The 17,425-nt window shown below is 67.5% G+C and carries 18 protein-coding genes; 6 read left to right on the top strand and 12 right to left on the bottom strand.

Annotation, left to right across the window (positions count from 1 at the left end; translation table 11 throughout):
* Position 1: 1 nt before the first annotated feature.
* Entirely contained in the window at positions 2-655 is a 654-nt protein-coding gene (locus ACJQWM_RS05945) for a PilW family protein (protein ID WP_332703139.1), read from the bottom strand.
* On the bottom strand, positions 649-1,188 hold the full coding sequence (locus ACJQWM_RS05950) for a hypothetical protein (RefSeq protein WP_411306732.1): 540 nt from the start codon (positions 1,186-1,188) through the stop codon (positions 649-651). The genes ACJQWM_RS05945 and ACJQWM_RS05950 overlap by 7 nt, the downstream gene beginning before the upstream one ends.
* 215 nt (positions 1,189-1,403) lie before the next feature.
* Here ACJQWM_RS05950 and ACJQWM_RS05955 point away from each other — a divergent pair, with 215 nt between their 5' ends.
* On the top strand, positions 1,404-1,832 hold the full coding sequence (locus ACJQWM_RS05955) for a type IV pilin protein (RefSeq protein WP_332703143.1): 429 nt from the start codon (positions 1,404-1,406) through the stop codon (positions 1,830-1,832).
* 185 nt (positions 1,833-2,017) lie between these two features.
* A complete protein-coding gene (locus tag ACJQWM_RS05960; protein WP_332703145.1) occupies positions 2,018-3,073 on the top strand; it encodes a sensor histidine kinase in 1,056 nt (351 codons plus the stop codon).
* Between the two features lie 270 nt (positions 3,074-3,343).
* On the opposite strand, the gene ppnN is transcribed toward ACJQWM_RS05960, so the two are convergent.
* The 5 genes from ppnN to grxD form a co-directional block, all read right to left on the bottom strand.
* Positions 3,344-4,726, bottom strand: a complete 1,383-nt coding sequence (gene ppnN / locus ACJQWM_RS05965) for a nucleotide 5'-monophosphate nucleosidase PpnN (RefSeq protein WP_332703147.1) — start codon at positions 4,724-4,726, stop codon at positions 3,344-3,346.
* Between the two features lie 339 nt (positions 4,727-5,065).
* Positions 5,066-8,236: a TonB-dependent receptor gene (locus tag ACJQWM_RS05970; RefSeq protein ID WP_332703149.1), complete on the bottom strand. Its 3,171-nt coding sequence runs from the start codon at positions 8,234-8,236 to the stop codon at positions 5,066-5,068.
* A 214-nt stretch (positions 8,237-8,450) separates the two neighbouring features.
* Positions 8,451-9,050, bottom strand: a complete 600-nt coding sequence (locus ACJQWM_RS05975; RefSeq protein ID WP_332703151.1) for a YhgN family NAAT transporter — start codon at positions 9,048-9,050, stop codon at positions 8,451-8,453.
* 108 nt (positions 9,051-9,158) lie between these two features.
* Positions 9,159-9,896: an SDR family NAD(P)-dependent oxidoreductase gene (locus ACJQWM_RS05980; RefSeq protein WP_332703181.1), complete on the bottom strand. Its 738-nt coding sequence runs from the start codon at positions 9,894-9,896 to the stop codon at positions 9,159-9,161.
* 8 nt (positions 9,897-9,904) lie between these two features.
* Positions 9,905-10,225, bottom strand: a complete 321-nt coding sequence (grxD, locus tag ACJQWM_RS05985; RefSeq protein WP_332703153.1) for a Grx4 family monothiol glutaredoxin — start codon at positions 10,223-10,225, stop codon at positions 9,905-9,907.
* Positions 10,226-10,405: 180 nt separating this feature from the next.
* Between grxD and ACJQWM_RS05990 the strand changes: the two genes are divergently transcribed.
* Entirely contained in the window at positions 10,406-10,999 is a 594-nt protein-coding gene (locus tag ACJQWM_RS05990) for a superoxide dismutase (protein WP_332703155.1), read from the top strand.
* Between the two features lie 221 nt (positions 11,000-11,220).
* Here ACJQWM_RS05990 and ACJQWM_RS05995 read toward each other — a convergent pair whose 3' ends face one another.
* Entirely contained in the window at positions 11,221-12,378 is a 1,158-nt protein-coding gene (locus tag ACJQWM_RS05995) for a 5-(carboxyamino)imidazole ribonucleotide synthase (protein WP_332703157.1), read from the bottom strand.
* A 13-nt stretch (positions 12,379-12,391) separates the two neighbouring features.
* Positions 12,392-12,910 carry a 5-(carboxyamino)imidazole ribonucleotide mutase gene (purE, locus tag ACJQWM_RS06000; RefSeq protein ID WP_332703159.1) on the bottom strand — a complete coding sequence of 173 codons (519 nt, stop codon included), beginning with the start codon at positions 12,908-12,910 and terminating at the stop codon, positions 12,392-12,394.
* 282 nt (positions 12,911-13,192) lie between these two features.
* Between purE and ACJQWM_RS06005 the strand changes: the two genes are divergently transcribed.
* Positions 13,193-13,462: a Trm112 family protein gene (locus tag ACJQWM_RS06005; RefSeq protein ID WP_332703161.1), complete on the top strand. Its 270-nt coding sequence runs from the start codon at positions 13,193-13,195 to the stop codon at positions 13,460-13,462.
* A complete protein-coding gene (nadC, locus tag ACJQWM_RS06010) occupies positions 13,459-14,316 on the top strand; it encodes a carboxylating nicotinate-nucleotide diphosphorylase (protein WP_332703163.1) in 858 nt (285 codons plus the stop codon). The genes ACJQWM_RS06005 and nadC overlap by 4 nt, the downstream gene beginning before the upstream one ends.
* Before the next feature lie 52 nt (positions 14,317-14,368).
* Here the strand turns inward: nadC and ACJQWM_RS06015 are convergent, their stop codons facing one another.
* Positions 14,369-15,178, bottom strand: coding sequence for an FHA domain-containing protein (locus ACJQWM_RS06015; RefSeq protein WP_332703165.1), 810 nt, complete (start codon positions 15,176-15,178; stop codon positions 14,369-14,371).
* 90 nt (positions 15,179-15,268) lie between these two features.
* Between ACJQWM_RS06015 and ACJQWM_RS06020 the strand changes: the two genes are divergently transcribed.
* The gene (locus ACJQWM_RS06020; protein WP_332703167.1) at positions 15,269-15,592 is read left to right on the top strand and encodes a DUF3301 domain-containing protein; all 324 of its coding nucleotides are present in this window, start codon (positions 15,269-15,271) and stop codon (positions 15,590-15,592) included.
* 249 nt (positions 15,593-15,841) lie between these two features.
* On the opposite strand, the gene ACJQWM_RS06025 is transcribed toward ACJQWM_RS06020, so the two are convergent.
* Positions 15,842-16,360 carry a ClpXP protease specificity-enhancing factor gene (locus tag ACJQWM_RS06025; protein ID WP_332703169.1) on the bottom strand — a complete coding sequence of 173 codons (519 nt, stop codon included), beginning with the start codon at positions 16,358-16,360 and terminating at the stop codon, positions 15,842-15,844.
* A gap of 318 nt (positions 16,361-16,678) precedes the next feature.
* Positions 16,679-17,314, bottom strand: a complete 636-nt coding sequence (locus ACJQWM_RS06030) for a glutathione S-transferase N-terminal domain-containing protein (RefSeq protein WP_332703171.1) — start codon at positions 17,312-17,314, stop codon at positions 16,679-16,681.
* Between the last annotated feature and the right edge of the window lie 111 nt (positions 17,315-17,425).

Below are 17,425 nucleotides of genomic sequence, written 5' to 3' on the forward strand. Positions count from 1 at the left end.
GTCAGTCCACCTCTCCTGAGCGGACGTAGATCGTCTGCCGGAATGTTCGTTCGAGTCCGTCCAGCGCAGATCCCTGGGGCGCCGTGGCCAGACGTCCGCTGACGACGATGTCGTAGCGCGAGGGATTGGTTGCATTGCGCTGGAACAGCAGCGTGGTCACTACGACCTGCCCGGAGTTGAGCGTCTCTCCAGCGAGGCAATCGGTGCCCGTCGGATTCAAGCGGATGTCGGTCCCGTCCAGCCAGATGCTGCGCGTCACGGCAGCCGCCGGAGCCGGCGGATCGGGCGGCTCGTCATAGCCGAAGACGATGCATGACCCGCTTTGGACGTTCTCGCCGGCTTCAATGATGTTGATGTCGTCCTGGTTTATCGCGCCGCCGCTGGCGATCAGGCTTACCGGATCGGCGGTGTAACGTGCGCGACGCAACTCTCGGGTCATCACTTCCGTGATCGCCCGCAGTTCCTGCGTCAGCCGGGTGACCTGGATGTTCTCGGAGTTGGCTTGCGCAACGGAGACCACGAAGCCGAGCGTGGCCAGCACCACCGCCAGCCCCACCACCAAAGCGACCATCAGTTCGACGAGCGAGAACCCATGCGCCCGCGCGGGAACGGCGCGACTCGTCCGGGCAGTGCCGGCCCTGTAAATCATCAGCATGATTGGTACCCCGGGACCGGACGCTTGCCCGCTGTGACGCAGGTGCGCGCCTGCCCAAGCGCGCTTACCACGACGGTAAGGCCGTACCGCTCGGTGGATGAAAGGAACTGGATGCTTGGCGCGGGCGTCCAGTCGCCCACCGCCAGCGTCCCGCCTTTGCTGTCGTAGGTGAAATCCTCGCCGACGGCTGCGACAGAGACGCCGGTACGACCGGTTCCGTTGACCACGACGAGGTCGCCGCCGACCATGCAGCTGGCAGCTGCGGTGCAATCACACGCGGCCGGAATGGTCTCGACAAGCGCGCCCGCGGTCCCCGGCTCGGCCGCCTGGACCGCACCGACACACCATGCGGTGGTCGTCCCGCCCACGCTCAGGCGCACGTTGCGATCCGCTTCCACCGCAGCCTGCCGCGCGTTCGCGAACACGGCGAAGGTGTCGTCGACCGCACTGCGCAGCCGGTACCGTTCGAAGAAATCAGCAAACGACGGCTGCGCGGCCGCCAGCAGGATTGCCAGGACCGCCAGGGTCACCATCAACTCGACCAGCGTAAAGCCTGAACTCCCCGCTCCGGCGCGACGTGCCACGTGAATACCCCACCCCTATTTCGATGCGTGACTTTACGCAGGCTTGCCTCCGTGCGACAAGCGCCGGCGGACGGGCGGTTCCGTTTGTGGGATGAACGCCCGCTTTCAGGCCTTCGAGGCACGGGACTCGGTGCTAACATCGCCGCAACGCAGGGGAAAACGTCATGCACAAGGCCCGGGGCTTCACTCTTATCGAGCTGATGGTGGTCGTGGCGATCGTCGCGATCATCGCCTCGATCGCGATTCCGTCGTACACCGAGCAGGTGCGCAAGAGCCGGCGCTCGGAAGCGGCACGCTTCGTCGGGGAGATGCAGCTGGAGCTGGAGCGGTGGCGGGCGGAGAATCCGTCGTATGCCAACTGCACCGGCACTCCCTGCGGCTCGGGTACCTACCCGACCGTGCCGGATGCTGCGGCGTCGCCGTTCTATGACATCGAAATTCCCACGGCGACCGCTACCGCTACCGACTACATCATCACCGCCGCGCCGCGAGGTGGCACCGCTCAAGCCGGGGATCGCTGCGGCACGCTGACGTTGACTCGCAGCGTGAACAGCGGCAAGCCGACCTGGGGCGGCGACGCGTCCTGCAATTGAGGCCGGGCCGGTTGGGTCCGATGCGCCGGTTTTCGGTGCGATCTAGATTCGCGGCTGGAGCCGCTCCTACGGGCGGGGGATTTTGGTGGCTGGGGGTCGCGACTTACGTCGCTCCTACAGCCGCTCCTACGGTCGCTGGTGGAGTCGCGCCTGCAAAGGCGTGGGCGCTGGCGGTGTGAACGTCGATGTCCACACGGACTGACCCGCGTCCGACCGGCAGCTATCCGCTCGATGCCCTGTGGCGACCTTCGGCGATCCTGTGGATCGCGCTGACCGGCATCGCGCTGGCGGCGGTACTGACGCTGGCGCCAGGAGTTGGCAGTGACCGCTGGATCTACTTCGGCCTGATCCTGCTGGTGATCCAGTGGATCTCGCTGCTGACGCTGGGCGCGCTGTACCTGCTGCGCCGCCCCCTCAGCCGCCTAAGTCCGCCGCGCGTGGCCTATGTCGCGGTGCTCCTGCTGCTGCTCGGCACCTGGCTGGTGGGAAGTGCGGCATGGCTGCTGATGCGCGGCATCTGGCCGGAAGCGGGCGACGACTGGCCGTCGCTGATGCTGCGGCTGACCGCGATCGCGCTGGCTGTGGGCGTGCTCGGGCTGGCGGCGTTCCGCAACCACTGGCGCGCACGGCAATTGGCGGTGCGGGCCAAGCAGGCCGAGCTGGAGGCGCTGCAGGCGCGCATCCGGCCGCACTTCCTGTTCAACACGCTCAATACCGGGGCGGCACTGGTGCATCAGCGACCGGGCGAGGCGGAACGCTTGCTGCTGGACCTGGCCGACCTGTTCCGCGCGGCGCTGGCCGGGCCGCACGAGGTTTCACTGGAGGACGAGCTCGCGCTGGCGCGGCGTTACCTGGAGATCGAGGCGTTGCGGTTCGGCGACCGCCTGCAGGTGCGCTGGGAGTTGCCGCGAGAGCTGCCGCCGGTGATGGTGCCGGCGCTGTCGATCCAGCCGCTGGTCGAGAACGCGATCCGCCACGGCGTGGAGCGCCTGCCCAGTGGCGACATCGAGGTGGCGGTCAGCACGACATCGGACACGGTGGTCGTGCGGATCAGCAACCCGCTGCCGCGGCCGGATGGCCCGGCGGTCCCCGGGCATCAGGTCGGGCTGAACGCATCGCAGGTGCGGATCGAGGCGCTGACCGGTGGTCGCGGCAGCGTGCAGACCCAGGTGGTGGGGGACAGGTTCGTCGCGACGGTGCGGTTGCCGCTGGCAGCAGAGCATGGAGCCGCGGGCGGGTAGACGGCGAAGGCACCGCGCTGTTGTAGGAGCGGGCCATGCCCGCGATGTGAGTGACGCGAGTGCGTGCATCGCGCCCATGGGGCGCTCCTACAAAGGCACCGTCCTGTTGTAGGAGCGGGCCATGCCCGCGATGCGAGTGACGCGAGTGCGTGCATCGCGCCCATGGGGCGCTCCTACAATGAGGAGCGGGCCATGCCCGCGATGTGGAGTGACGCGAGCGCGTGCATCGCGCCCATGCTCCTATAGATATGCGGCGCTCCTACGGACACATCACGCCACCACGCGGTAGCAGGGCTGGTAGTCGCCGGCGATCTTCATGCGGCGCTGCTCGACGAACGCGCGCAGCAGGGCGTCCAGTGACTGCATCATGTCGGGGTCGCCGTGGATCTCGAACGGGCCGTGTTGCTCGATCCGGCGGATCCCCTCCTCCTTGACGTTGCCGGCGACGATGCCGGAAAACGCACGGCGCAGGTCGGCGGCCAGGTCGCAGGGTTTGCGGCCGTGGTGCAGGTCCAGCGCGGCCATCGCTTCGTGGCTGGGCACGAACGGCCGCTGGAATTCCAGCGGGATGTCGATCGACCAGTTGAAGAAGAACGAGTCCTTGTGGACGATGCGGTATTCGCGGACCTTGCGGATGCCGGCGACCATGCGCTGGGCCACCGCGCCCGCATCGCCGGTGATGATCTCGTAGCGCGAGGTCGCGGCCTCGCCGAGGGTCAGGCGCAGGAACCGGTCGATCTGCTCGAAGTACGGCGCCGATGCGGTCGGTCCGGTCAGGATCAGCGGGAACGGCAGCTGGGCGTTCTCCTCGCGTAACAGGATACCGAGCAGGTACAGGATTTCCTCGGCGGTGCCGACGCCGCCGGGGAACACCACGATGCCGTGGCCGATCCGCACGAAAGCTTCGAGCCGCTTCTCGATGTCCGGCATGATCACCAGATGGTTGACGATCGGGTTGGGCGACTCGGCGGCAATGATGCCCGGCTCGGTCACGCCGATGTAGCGCATGCGGCGCTGGCGCTGCTTGGCGTGGGCGATCGTCGCGCCCTTCATTGGCCCCTTCATCGCGCCCGGGCCGCAGCCGGTGCAGATGTCCAGGCCGCGCAGGCCGAGCTCGTAGCCGACGTTCTTGGTGTACATGTACTCGTCGCGCGAGATCGAGTGGCCGCCCCAGCACACCACCAGGTTGGGGTCGGTGCTCGGCTGCAGCGCGCGCGCGTTGCGCAGCAGGTCGAACACCGCATCGGTGATTCCGCTGCTGGTGCGCAGGTTGCGGTTGCAACCCTCGCCCATCTCCATCGCGGTGTAGGCCAGGTCGCGCACCACCGCGAACAGCAGCTCGGCGAAGCCGCGGATGATCACCCCGTCGACGAAAGCCATCGCCGGGGCGTGCTTGAGGTCGATGCGGATGCCGCGGTCCTGCTGCTCGACCTGGATGTCGAACTCCGGATACAGCTCGCGCGCCGCGCGCGGATCGTCGGAGGCGTTGCCGCTGGTCAGCACCGCCAGCGCGCAACGGCGCAGCAGGTCGTGCATGCCGGTGGAGGCATCGCGCAGGCGCGCCACTTCGTCGCGCGACAGGATGTCGAGGCCGCCGCTGGGATAGAGGCTGGCGTCGACAGTGGGCAGGCTTTGGAGGGTCGGTGCGGACATCGTGTCTCTCGTTCGTTGTCGTTGTCGTTGGCTGGGCGAGACTCTAGCGCAGCGATGGGCGCATGAGGGATGTGGACATGCGGGACATAGGCTGGGCTGACAAGCCCGGCGACCGAGGCTTCGGTGAGCTGCGCAACAAATGCTGGGCTTTTCAGCCCAGCCTACAGCTTTGTGGTGGGCGTCCTGGGTTCGGACGTGGCGGCTTGTGCGAAGGGCATCGCGCCCATGGGGCGCTCCTACAAAACCGGGGGACGAACACGGGGGCAAAAAGAAGGCGGCCGGGAAATCCCGGCCGCCTTCGATACTACGTCCAGCTGTCGTGCAATCGGCAGGCGCCGGTCAGAACTCGTAGCGGAAGCCGACCTGCGCCGACCAGCGCGACTGGCCCACACCGTCGCGAAGCTCCACCTCATCGCCACCACGGGTGAAATCGTAGACGTACTTGCCGGTTTCCGGATTGACGCCGGCAAAGCCCGCGACGCCGCGCACGTACGAGAACGGCACTTCCTCGACGCGGCCCCACTCGTCGTTGATCAGATTGCCCACGTTGAGGATGTTCACAAAGATCTCGCTGTTGCCCCTGAAGAAGCCGGGCAGCTCCTGCGAGAAATGCAGGTCGAAGCGGTTGACCCACGGCGAGTTGGCGTCGTTGCGGCCGGCGACCTGACCGCGGTGCGAGTTGAGGTACTCGTCATTCGCGATGAAGTCCCAGAAGCCCTGTACGTCCGAACCGGGGGTGAACTCGACGTCGCCCGGGCCGAGCGGAATGTAGAACAGGTCGTTGTCGTTGATGCGGTCGCCGTTGGCGTCGTTGGCGTACACGAAGCTGTAGCCGCGTCCACGGCGTCCTTCGTAGAACAGCGTCATCGACGTCGACAGGTCGGCAAAGAAGTTGCGGTTGTACCCGACCAATGCGGTAAAGCGATCCTGCACTTCGTAGTTCGAGGTCGCCGAGACTTCCTCGTTGGCGTTGAAGACCGCGTTGTTGTTCCAGTTGGAGATCGCGCGCGAGGAGGTGCCCGGGTTGACGTCGGTCGAGTTGCCGAAGGTGTAGGCAACGCGGCCATGCCAGTGCTCGGCCAGCGGCTTTTCGAGCGAGAGGGTCAGGTTCTGTGCGCGGCCCTTGCTGGTGTTGCGCAACAACAGCACGTCGTTGAAGCCGGGATCGGCGTTCGCGCGGGCCAGCGAGCGCGTGCTGTACGGATTGCGGTAGGCGGTCGGAGCAGTGGTTTCCCAGTACGCGACACGGCCATCGGGCAGCACCGAGCTCGGAGCGCCGAGGTTGAGGTGCTCGTAGAAGATGCCGTTCTCGACGTCGGTCAGCAGCAGCTCGGTCGTGAACACCAGACCCCACCACGGCAGCTGCGTGTCGAAGGCGAGGTTGGCGCGCCACACGGCGGGCTGCTCGAAGTCCGGCGACACCACGTCGACGTCCTGCACGCCGCCGCTGACCCCGCCCGGACGCGGCTGGTTGTCCGGATCGGCCGAATAGCCTTCGGAGCCATCGAAGTCCCGGAACACCGCCACGGTGCCGCCCGGATTGGTGAACGCATTGGATAGCCACACGTCGGGCGTCGAGCCCTGGAACAGGCCCACACCACCGCGCAGCTGGGTCGGCAGGTTGCTGTCGAACGCGTAGTTGAAGCCGAGGCGCGGCTGCAGCAATCCATTGCCGTCTACCGTGCCGTCGTTGCGGAAGCCATAAGTGTCTTCGAAGCCGGGGTTGTACAGCGGCCGGCCGTCGACGCTCGGCGTGTCCAGACGCAAACCGTAGTTCACGCTGAGGTTGCCGGTGACCCACCAGGTGTCCTGCACGAACAGGCCGATGTTACGCAGACCGAACCGGGCTGCGGCGTCGTTGACGGACCCATCCGGATTCGGCGTGGTGCGCAGCTGGTAGAACGAGTAGTTACCGGCCTCGAAATCGTCTATCGAGTCGAATTCGTACTGGCCCAGCGAGCCGAACACGAACAGGTTGAAGATGTCCTTGTCCTTGTAGTCGGCGCCGAAACGGATGGTGTGATCGCCGAGGAAAAGGTCGCCGATGAAGTGAGCATTGGTGTACTCGTTCTCCAGCCGGTTGGCATGGCGGAACAGCTCGCTGCCGAAGCGTACGCCGGCACCGCTGTCCACATCGACGGTGGTCTGCGGCGCCCGGGCATTGAGCACCGGTGCACTCAGGTAATCGCCGCGCGACACCGAGATTTCGGTGCTGAAGTTGTCACTCCAGTTGCTGTACAGCTGGGTGGCGAAGGTTTCGTAGCTGACTTCGTTGGCGTACCAGTGGCTGGAGAACGAGATGCCATTCTGGAACTGGTACGGGATGTTGATCTGGTTGCCGATCGTCTCCGAATAACGCGCGCTGAGCCGGTGCGCGTCGCTGATGTTCCAGTCGATCTTGGCGAGGATCTTCTCGTCGCTGTTCTCGAGATCCGGCGGCGGGGTCAGGCCGCCGACATCGAGTCCATAGCCCTGTGCGATCGCGGCGATGCGGTCGAGTTCGGCCTGGCTGACGTTGCCTACCGACAGCGCGTTCAGGCCCGGCCCCGGCGAAGTGCGGGTGAATTCCTCGTAGGCGAGGAAGAAGAACAACGTGTCCTTGATGATCGGACCGCCCAGGGTGACGCCGGCGGTGACCTCGTCGCTGAAGCCGTCGAACTCATCGTCGTCGCCGTCGCCGTCTGAGTCGATTTCGCCGAACATGTCCTTGTCGCGGTAGATGTAGTACGCCGAGCCGGAGAATTCGTTGGTGCCCGACTTGGTGACGGCATTGATGCTGGCGCCGGTGAAGTCGGACTGGGTGACGTCGTAATTGGCCAGGTCGACGCTGATCGATTCAATCGTGTCGATCGAGAACGGCTGGTTCAGTGCCGCGACGCCATTGTCGTTGAGGCCGAACTCGTCGTTGACCGACACCGAATCGACCGTGATGGAGTTGAATCGGCTGTTCTGGCCGACGGCGGAGATGGAACCGCCGCGCTCGTCGTCGATGATGGTCAGGCGCGGGTCGAGGCGTGCCACATCCTGGTAGGAGCGGCTGATGGTCGGCGCGGTCTGGATCTGTTCCAGGCTGTAGTTGGTGCCGGTGCCCATCTTGTCGGCGCTGAAGATATCCGAACCCGCAACGGCCACGGCCTCGACCGTGCCCAGCGTCGTCACGTCGTCGTTGAGGCGCGCGTCGAGCTGCGAAACCTCGTCCAGCGCCAGATAGAGGTTCTCGCGGCTGGTGCTGCCGTCGCCGGCTTTGGCGATGGTGACCGTGTAGGGACCACCGACGCGCAGACCGCGAGCGTTGTAGCGGCCGTTGGCGTCGGTGCTGACGCGATTGACGGTGCCGGACTCGGCATGAACGATGATGACTTCGGCCCCGGCCACCGGCTGCCCGTCGGCGCCGAGGACCTGTCCGCCGAGACCGGCGGAGGTGCTTTGCGCAAAAACAGGAGCGGTGGCAAGGACGGCGAGCAGCCCCAGCGTGAGCTTGGACAAGCGGGCGCGATTCGGATGGGTCATTGCGATGGCCTCGATGGCGAGATGCGTTCAAAGGACGACCGGCGGCAGTGTTTGCCGGTCGTCTTCGGTGGTTTCAGCCTTGGCCCGACGGACGCTACATCACCCCGCCGCCGGGTTAACGGCAGATTAACATGCTAGGCCGTACGGATGACAATGCCATGACAGTTCGCGGACGGACCGCTCCGATCCGCAAGACCCGGGCGCGGCGGGGCTCTTAGGGGGATGCGCCGCCCAGGTACGTGGCCAGGCCGTCGAGGAACATTTGCACCGATATCGCCACCAGCAGCATGCCCATCAGCCGCTCGATCGCGGTCAACGCCCGCCGCCCGAGCAGCCTGTACAGCAGCGGTGCGGAGAACAGAATCGCCGCGGTGACCGCCCAGGCCAGCAGCAGCGCCAGGCTCCAGTCGAGCAGGCGGCCCGGATCGTCGCTGCCCATCAGCATCACCGCAGCCATGCCCGAGGGCCCGGCGACCAGCGGGATGGCCATCGGCACGATGAAGGGCTCGCCGTCGGGGATCTCGCCCATCAGCCCTTCCGGCGGCGGGAAGATCATGCGGATGCCGATCAGGAACAGCACGATGCCGCCGGCGATCGATACCGACTCCTGGCGCAGGTGCATCACTTCCAGCGCGTACTTGCCGCCCCACAGGAACAGCATCAGCACTGCCAGCGCGATCAGCAGCTCGCGCGCCAGCACGATGCGCTGCCGCTCCGGTGGCAGGTTGCGCAGCAGGCTGAGGAAGACCGGGATGTTGCCGAGCGGATCGAGGATCAGGAACAGCAGCAGCGCGGCGGAGACAATCTCGCTCATGGGTTTCTCGCGATTTCCGCTAGGGGATCTGCCGTAGGAGCGGCTTCAGCCGCGATGCGGATACCGCACCGACACCGACACGGTTCTCGATCGCGGCTGAAGCCGCTCCTACAGGGGGGGGCACCAGACACTGCCGCGATGTGCGGCGCCGGCCGGGGAAAGCAGGCTCACGCAGGCCGGGGCGTAGACCGACGGGTCCCGGGCGTCGCGATCGTTCTGGTCGACGTAGGCTTTGGCCCGCAGCGGCGTGCGCATGGGGCCCGGCTGCAGCCCCGACACCCGCACCGGTGAGTTGGCCAGTTCCGCATGCAACATCGCAATCAACGCAGCCAGGCCATGCTGGGCGACGCCGTATCCGCCCCAGTACGCATGACTGGTGCGCGTCGGATCGTCGGTGGCGAACACGACCGCGGCATCGGCGGCGCGACCCAGCAGCGGCAGGCAGGCCTGGGTCAGCCACCAGCGCGCGGTCAGGTTGACGTGGATCGCGCGCGCAAACGCAGCCGGGTCGGTCTGCGCCAGCGGCGTGAGCCCGTGGAAGTCGGCCGCGCAATGCAGCAGCCCATCGAGGCGGCCGAGCTCGGAGTCGATGCGTTCTGCCAGCTCGGCGTAGTCGTCGGGCGTGGCGCCTTCCAGGTCAAGCGGGTACAGCAACGGCTGCGCCCCCGACTGGACAAGCGAGTCGTGCAGCCGGTTCAATTTGGGCAGTTTGCGGCCGAGCAGCACGATGGTCGCACCGGCGCGGGCGCACGCCGCCGCGGCGGCGCTGCCGAGCCCGCCATGGGCGCCGCTGATCAGCACCACGCGGCCGTCGAGCACGCGATCGGCGTGCGCGCCCGCTCCCACCGCCGCGCTCACTGCTGCTGGGTTTCGCTGATCATGCGGGCCAGGTCGCCCGACTCGAACAGCTCCATGGTGATGTCGCAGCCGCCGATCAGCTCGCCGTGGATGAAGAGCTGCGGGAAGGTCGGCCAGTTGGAGAAGCGCGGCAGATTGGCACGGATCTCGGGCTCTTCGAGCACGTTGATCGTGTGCAGGTGGGTGGCGCCGGCGGCCTTGAGCGCCTGCACCGAGCGGCTGGAGAAGCCGCACATCGGGAACTGCGCGGTGCCCTTCATGAACAACACGATCGGGTGGCTGTCGACTTCGGACTGGATCCGTTCGAGCACGGACATGGAAACTCCTGCAATGGGTTGTTGCGCGGACTTGATCGTCCGGCAACACGACGGGGGATAGAATGGGGATTGTAATACCTGCGCCGCGTCGCCGATGCACCGCCGCGCGGTGCGCGGCAGCAGCCAGCCCCCACCTACCAGCCTTCACCAGCCAGTCTTTACCCAGCAAGGAGCCCGCCCATGGCCATCGAACTGCCCCCCCTGCCCTACGACCGCACCGCGCTCGAGCCGCACGTTTCCGGTGAAACGCTCGACTTCCATCACGGCAAGCACCACAAGACCTACGTCGACAACCTCAACAAGATGATCGAGGGCACCGAGTTTGCCGAGATGCCGCTGGTCGACATCATCCGCAAGTCCCAGGGCGGGATGTTCAACAACGCCGCGCAGGTCTGGAACCACACGTTCTTCTGGAACTGCATGGCGCCGGCGTCTGGGGATGCGGGCGGCGGCGGCGAGCCGACCGGCAAGCTGGCCGATGCGATCAACCAGGCGTTCGGCGACTTCGCGACCTTCAAGCAGCAGTTCAGCGACACCGCCATCAAGACCTTCGGCTCCGGCTGGGCCTGGCTGGTGCAGCGCCCGGACGGCTCGCTCGCCCTGGTCAGCACCGCCAACGCCAACAACCCGCTGACCGGCGACGACACTGCGCTGCTGACCTGCGACGTCTGGGAACACGCCTATTACATCGACTACCGCAACGCCCGGCCGAAGTACCTGGAGGCGTTCTGGAACGTGGTCAACTGGGACTTCGTTGCTTCAAACATGAAGTAAGCGGATACCTGACATCAGGACGGCCGGCAAACCGGCCGTTCGTCTTTTGTAGAGCGGAGCTTGCTCCGCTGCCTTGCCACCGCACACTCGGCGACACGAAGCAGCCGAGCAAGTTCGGCTCTACCGAATTTGCACAAGCTGGCTCTTTGTAGGAGCGGCTTCAGCCGCGATCTGGAACAGGCGCCCCGCGGACCGTCATCGAATCGCGGCTGAAGCCGCTCCTACAGGGGCATTGGTTCGCCACGCAGCTGCGCGACGACGGGGGCGGTCTGCGCATCACGTCCGAGCGCGATCCCGACACGCTCCAGCGTCGCGGCCAATTCCTCCGCCGAATCGGCCCGCAACGTGGCATGCCCGACCTTGCGCCCGGGGCGCGAGGTCTTGCCGTAATCGTGCCAGTGCCCACCCGGCTCGCGCAGGACGGCGCTGGCCCCGGGCATCTCACCGATCCAGTTGAGCATGCACGCGCGGCCTATCATGCGGGTATCGCCCAGCGGCAGCCCGAGCACCGCGCGCAGGTGGTTCTCGAACTGGCTGGTCTCCGCGCCCTCGATTGTCCAGTGGCCGGAGTTGTGCACGCGCGGGGCGAGTTCGTTGGCGAGCAGTTCGCCGTCGCGACAGAACAGCTCCAGCGCGAACACGCCGACGTAGTCGAGCGCGTCGGCCAGCTTGCGGGCATGGGCGAATGCCGTTGCCGCCAGCGCATCGTCGGCCCGCGCCGGCGCCAGGCTGGCCGACAGCACGCCATCGACGTGCCAGTTCTCGGTTAGCGGCCAGGTGCGGAACTCGCCATCGCGGCCCCGCACGGCGACCACCGACAGTTCGCGTTCGAATGCGACGAAGCCTTCCAGGATCAATCCCACCGTGCCCGCCTGCGCACCCAGCGCGTCCCAGGCCGCGGCGGTATCGGCCGGCGACTTGATCCGGAACTGGCCCTTGCCGTCGTAACCCAGGCGCCGGGTCTTCAGGATGCAGGGCGTGCCGACGGCCGCGAGCGCGGCTTCGAGCTGGTCGCGGGTGTCGACCACGGCGAACTGGGGCACCGGGATGCCGAGCTCGCGGAACAGGGTCTTCTCGGCCAGGCGATCCTGCGCGATCGCCAGCGCACGCGGGCTGGGAAACACCGGCTCGCGCTCGGCCAGCCACCGCGCCGATTCGGCCGGGACGTTCTCGAAATCGAAGGTCGCGACATCCACCTTGGACACGAACTCGCCCAGCGCCGCCTCGTCGCGGTAGTCGCCGACCACCATCGGCGCGAACTGCCCGGCGCAGGCGTCGGCGGCGGTGTCCATCACCAGGAACCGCAGACCGAGCGGCGCACCCGATAGCGCGAGCATGCGCGCAAGTTGTCCGCCGCCGAGGATGCCTACCGTCGTCATGGGCGTGCGGTGCTCATCGGCGCGGGTCGTCGTTGCTGGCGACGTCGTCGGTCTGGCGGGCACGGAATGCGGCCAGCGCCTCGGCGATCGCCGGCCGGTCGGCGGCGAGCATCGCCGCGGCGAACAGCGCCGCATTGGCTGCGCCGGCATTGCCGATCGCGAAGGTCGCCACCGGGATGCCGGCCGGCATCTGCACGATCGACAGCAACGAGTCCATGCCGTTGAGGGCCTTGGACTGCACCGGCACGCCCAACACCGGCACCATGGTCTTGGCCGCCAGCATGCCCGGCAGGTGCGCGGCACCGCCGGCGCCGGCGATGATCGCGCGCAGGCCGCGTTGCCGCGCCGAGGCGGCGTAGTCGAACAACACATCCGGCGTGCGATGCGCCGATACCACGCGCACCTCGTGCGGCACGCCCAGCGCCTCGAGCTTCGCGGCGGCGTGCTGCATCGTTTCCCAGTCCGAGCGCGAACCCATCACGATGCCGACCAGCGGTGCGTGGCCGGCGGCGGCCGGCGATGCATTTGTCATGGTTCGAACCTGCGGCAAAACGGTATTCTAGCGAGGAAAGCGCCCGCGGGGCGGGCGGCGAGTCGCTCGCTGTGCTCGCTGCAAGTCGGCGGCTTTGCCGCCTGTAAGCAGTAAGGTAAGAGCAGAAGCCCCGCTTTCGCGGTTGCTCCAACTTACAGGCGCAGCCCCCGTGTTATCCGCCTGCGGATCGCGCAACAGACGATCCGACCTTGCTTGCTTACGGCCGCGTCGCGGCCGACTTTCCCACTAACAGCCCGCGCCGCGGGCAACCTGGCCGCTCCCATGGATCGAAAACTGCTCGACCTTCTGGTCTGTCCCACCACGCGTCAGCCGCTGTCGTTGCTGGACGGCCGCGGGCTGGATGCGCTCAATGCCGCGATCGGGCGTGGCGCCGTGGTGCGCGGCGATGGCGCCGCGCAATCGGAGCCGATCCGGCAGGCGCTGGTCACCCGTGATCGCAAGCAGGTCTATCGCCTCGACGACGGCATCCCGGTGCTGCTGCCCGAGGAGGCGATCGCCACCGCGCAGCTCGACGACTTTCCGCGCGCATGAGCGGCGGTTTCGAGCCGCCCTCGCCTGAGTCGATCGCGGCCGACGTCGCCCGCGCCCTGGCCGAGGACCTCGGCAGCGGCGATGTCACCGCCGCCCTGCTGCCCGACGCCGGCGACACCGCCTACCTGCTGTGCAAGGAAGACGCGGTGATCTGCGGGCGACCGTGGTTCGATGCCTGCCATCGGGCGCTCGATCCCGAGGTGGGCATCGACTGGCGCATCGCGGAGGGCGACCGCGTCGGCTCCGGCACGGTACTGGCCACGCTGCAGGGGCGCGCCCGCGCACTGGTCAGCGCCGAGCGCACGTCGCTCAATTTCCTGCAGACCCTGTCGGCCACCGCCACCGTCACCGCCGCCCACGTCGAGGCGGTACGCGGCACCGGGGCTCGAATCCTCGATACCCGCAAGACCATCCCCGGCCTGCGCCTGGCGCAGAAGTACGCGGTGCGCGTGGGCGGCGGCCTCAATCACCGCATCGGCCTGCATGACCAGGTGATGTTGAAGGAAAACCACGTGCGCGCGGCCGGTGGACTGGCTGCGGCGATCCGCGCGGCGCGCGCGATGCACCCGGGTCTGCCGCTGATCGTCGAGGTCGAAACCCCCGCGCAGCTGGTCGAGGCGCTCGATGAGGGCTGCGACCGCATCCTGATCGACGACTTCGATTTGGGCACCCGGCGCGACGCGGTGCGCATCGCGGCCGGGCGCATCCCGCTGGAGGTGTCGGGCGGCGTCGACCTGGCCGGGCTTCGTGCGATCGCCGAAGACGGAGTGGATTACATCTCGATCGGCGCACTGACAAAACATGTCCGCGCCATCGACCTGTCGCTCAAGTTGGGGCCGCCACCGGCGCCGTGAGCCTGCTCTGCAAGCCCGCGGCCGTGAAGCGGCGAGGCCCCAAGCGGTGCGATCAGGCCTGGCCCAGGTAGACCCCGATTCCGGCGAGCGCCACTCCGGTCAGCAGCAAGGCCACCGACAACCAGCGTGTCGCTGATCGGGGCGCAGTGGCGGATGCCGGAGCGACATGCGCATCCTCGACCCGCTGGGTTGCGCCGATCAGGCGAAAGCGCAAGGTGTCGAAGCCGAGCTCGTCACCGGCCTTGGCTTCGCCGCGCAATACGCGCCGGCCATTGATGTAGCTGCCGTTGCTCGAGCCCATGTCCTCCAGCTGCAGGCCGTGCTCGGTCGGCATCAGGCGAGCATGCAGCCGCGACAGGCCCTGCTCGTCCAGGCACACGCTGCATTCGGGCGCGCGACCGATGGTGACGGCGCCGTGGACCGGGAACGTCCGGCCGAACACGGTGCCGGACACGCCGCGCAGGATGAAGCGCGGCAGCACCGGGCGCACCGCCGTCGCGATCAGGTCGGTGTCGTCATTGGCCGGCACCGGCGATGCCGCCCCCGGCCCGGTGGCCGGCGGCAGCGGCACCGGTGCGACCGCACCGATTCCGGCTAGCCGCGCCTCGACCCCATCCAGATCGACGCTGTCACCCGGCCGTAGCGTGATCAATCCGTCCACGGGCCGGCCGTTGACCTTGATGCTGGTGCCCTGTGGCACGTCCAGCATCACCCCCTGCGCGGTGACGTGGAGCTGGCAGTGCTGCGGCATGACGCCCGGCCGATCCAGCACGATGGTCGCCTGCGGGTCGGAGCCGACCCGGTTGACGCCCAGGCCCAGCAGGACCTGCGGGTGTTCCCCACCTGGAAATACCAGTTTCATTTGGTGCGCCTCTGCTTATGCGGATCGTTCTATTCCGGATTCTGCCCCATGGCCCTTGCCGTCCGGCCCCGGCATCGTCACATTTACTGCATGCCGACTCTAGTCCTTGTGATGATCGTTGCCGCGCTGGCGTTCGCGTTCTGGAGCGCCGGCCGCGCCGCCGCGGAACGTGCCGAGTCCGTCGGTCGCAGCGCCTGCCGCGCCGCCGGCGTGCAGTGGCTGGACCATAGCGTCCATGCGATCGGCTTGCGCCTGTGCCGTCAGGACAACGGCTGGCTTGGTTGGGAGCGGACATTCCGCTTCGATTATTCGCTGGATGGCGAGGACCGCCACGTCGGCCGGCTGGTGCTGCGCGGCAACCGGTTGATCACCTTCAGTGGCCCGCTGGCCAGGGATTCCTCGCGGGTGCATTGACGTATTGGGCAGGCACCGCGCCGGCAGCCAGCTGCTTTCGTAGGAGCGCCCCATGGGCGCGATGCTCCGGCGCTCGGTCGGCCGGAAAAGCATCGCGCCCATGGGGCGCTCCTACCGACCCCGCCTTCGCGGGGATGACGCTCCGGCAAAGCCGCGCTGAAGGGCGGGCCAATACGCTGAAGGCTCTGGATCCCCGCCTTCGCGGGGATGACGCTCCGGCTAAGCCGCGCTGAAGCGCGGGCCGGAGCGTCACTTGACGATGCGGAGGTGGCCGCCGCGGCGGGGGTTCGGTTGTCCGGGACCGCCATCGTCGCCGCCGTCGCCGTCACCGTCGCTGCCGTCGTCATCGCGCTCGGGCGCCGGCTCTTGCGGGACTGCGGTCAGCGTGACCGGGCCGGCTTCCTCTTCGGCGGCGTCCTCACCCTCTTCGCCGACATCACCCTCGTCGGGCAGGGCCATGCCCTGCCCGGTCTCGCGCGCGTAGATCGCCAGCACCGCACCCACCGGCACCGAGACGGCCTGGCTGACGCCACCGAAGCGCGCGCTGAAACGGATCGTGTCGTTGCTCATCTCCAGCCGCGATACCGCGCGCTCGGCGATGTTGAGGACGACCTTGCCCTCCTTGACCGCCTGCAACGGCACCTGCACCGCGGGACGAGTGGCGTCCACCAACAGGTGCGGGGTCATGCCGTTGTCGGCGATCCACTCGTACAGCGCCCGCAGCAGATAGGGGCGGTGGCTGGTCATCGGCGCACTGTCTTCACTCATGTGTGCAGTTTAGAGCAGTGAGTCGCGCCTGCGGCGCTGGATGGAACACCACACGAATGACGAAATCCCGGGGGGGGGGGGGGGGCGAAGCCGAGCAAGCTCGGCTCTACCACAACCGCAATCGCCCCCTGTAGGAGCGGCCCATGGCCGCGATGCTTTTGGCGCCGCGTCGGCGAAACGCAGCCGGCCAAGGCCCTTCCGGATCCGGGGCGGGCCTGTGGTGGTCTGGACGAAAAGCTCGCGGCCATGGGCCGCTCCTACGAAAAGCCCGCGCGTCGGCCCCGACTTACAGCGAGCGCAGCGAGCGACTCGCCGCCCCTAAGCTGGCAGCTCGCGCAGCTTGCGCTCCTGCTCGGTCAGGCTGCGGGTGAAGCCTGGATTGCGGAAGATCCGGTTGCCGTAATCCTCGATCGCCTTGCCGTCCTTGGGCAGTGGCACGCCGAGTGCGGGCAGCCGCCAGATGATCGGCGCCATGGCGCAGTCGGCCAGGCTCATCTCGGTGTTGAGGAAGAACTTGTAGGCCTTGAACAGCGGCACCGAGGCGGTCAGCAGCTCCTTCAGGCGCTTGCGGCCGGCATCGGCCTGGGCCTTGTTGCCCAGCTGGACCGCCTGGACCTGCGGCACCCAGTCGTGCTCCAGCCGCAGCGTGCCCAGGCGCAGGCGTGCGCGCGACAGCGGATCGACCGGCATCAGCGGCGGATGCGGGTAGCGCTCGTCGAGGTATTCACTGACCACGCTGGCCGCGTACAGCACCAGGTCGCGCTCGACCAGGGTCGGCACCGAGTGGTACGGGTTGAGGTCGACCAGGTCCTCGGGCGGGTTCTGCGGGTCGACCGGAATCAGGTCGTAGGTGACGCCCTTGGCCGCCAGCACCAGGCGCACGCGATGGCACAGCACGCAGTCGGTTGAGGAAAACAACGTCAAAGCATTACGCATACGTGGGCTCGCCGCCATCTTCGACCTCTCCAGCCACCGGTATCCGCCGGTCGCAAGACGCCCCCCACCCCGTGTGGACGGTCGTCACGGCCTCGAGCCACGCCGCAGCATCCGCTCAGGCCGGCATCC

Origin of the sequence: Novilysobacter longmucuonensis (genome assembly GCF_046600735.1) — a bacterium.
Lineage (GTDB): Bacteria > Pseudomonadota > Gammaproteobacteria > Xanthomonadales > Xanthomonadaceae > Novilysobacter_A > Novilysobacter_A longmucuonensis.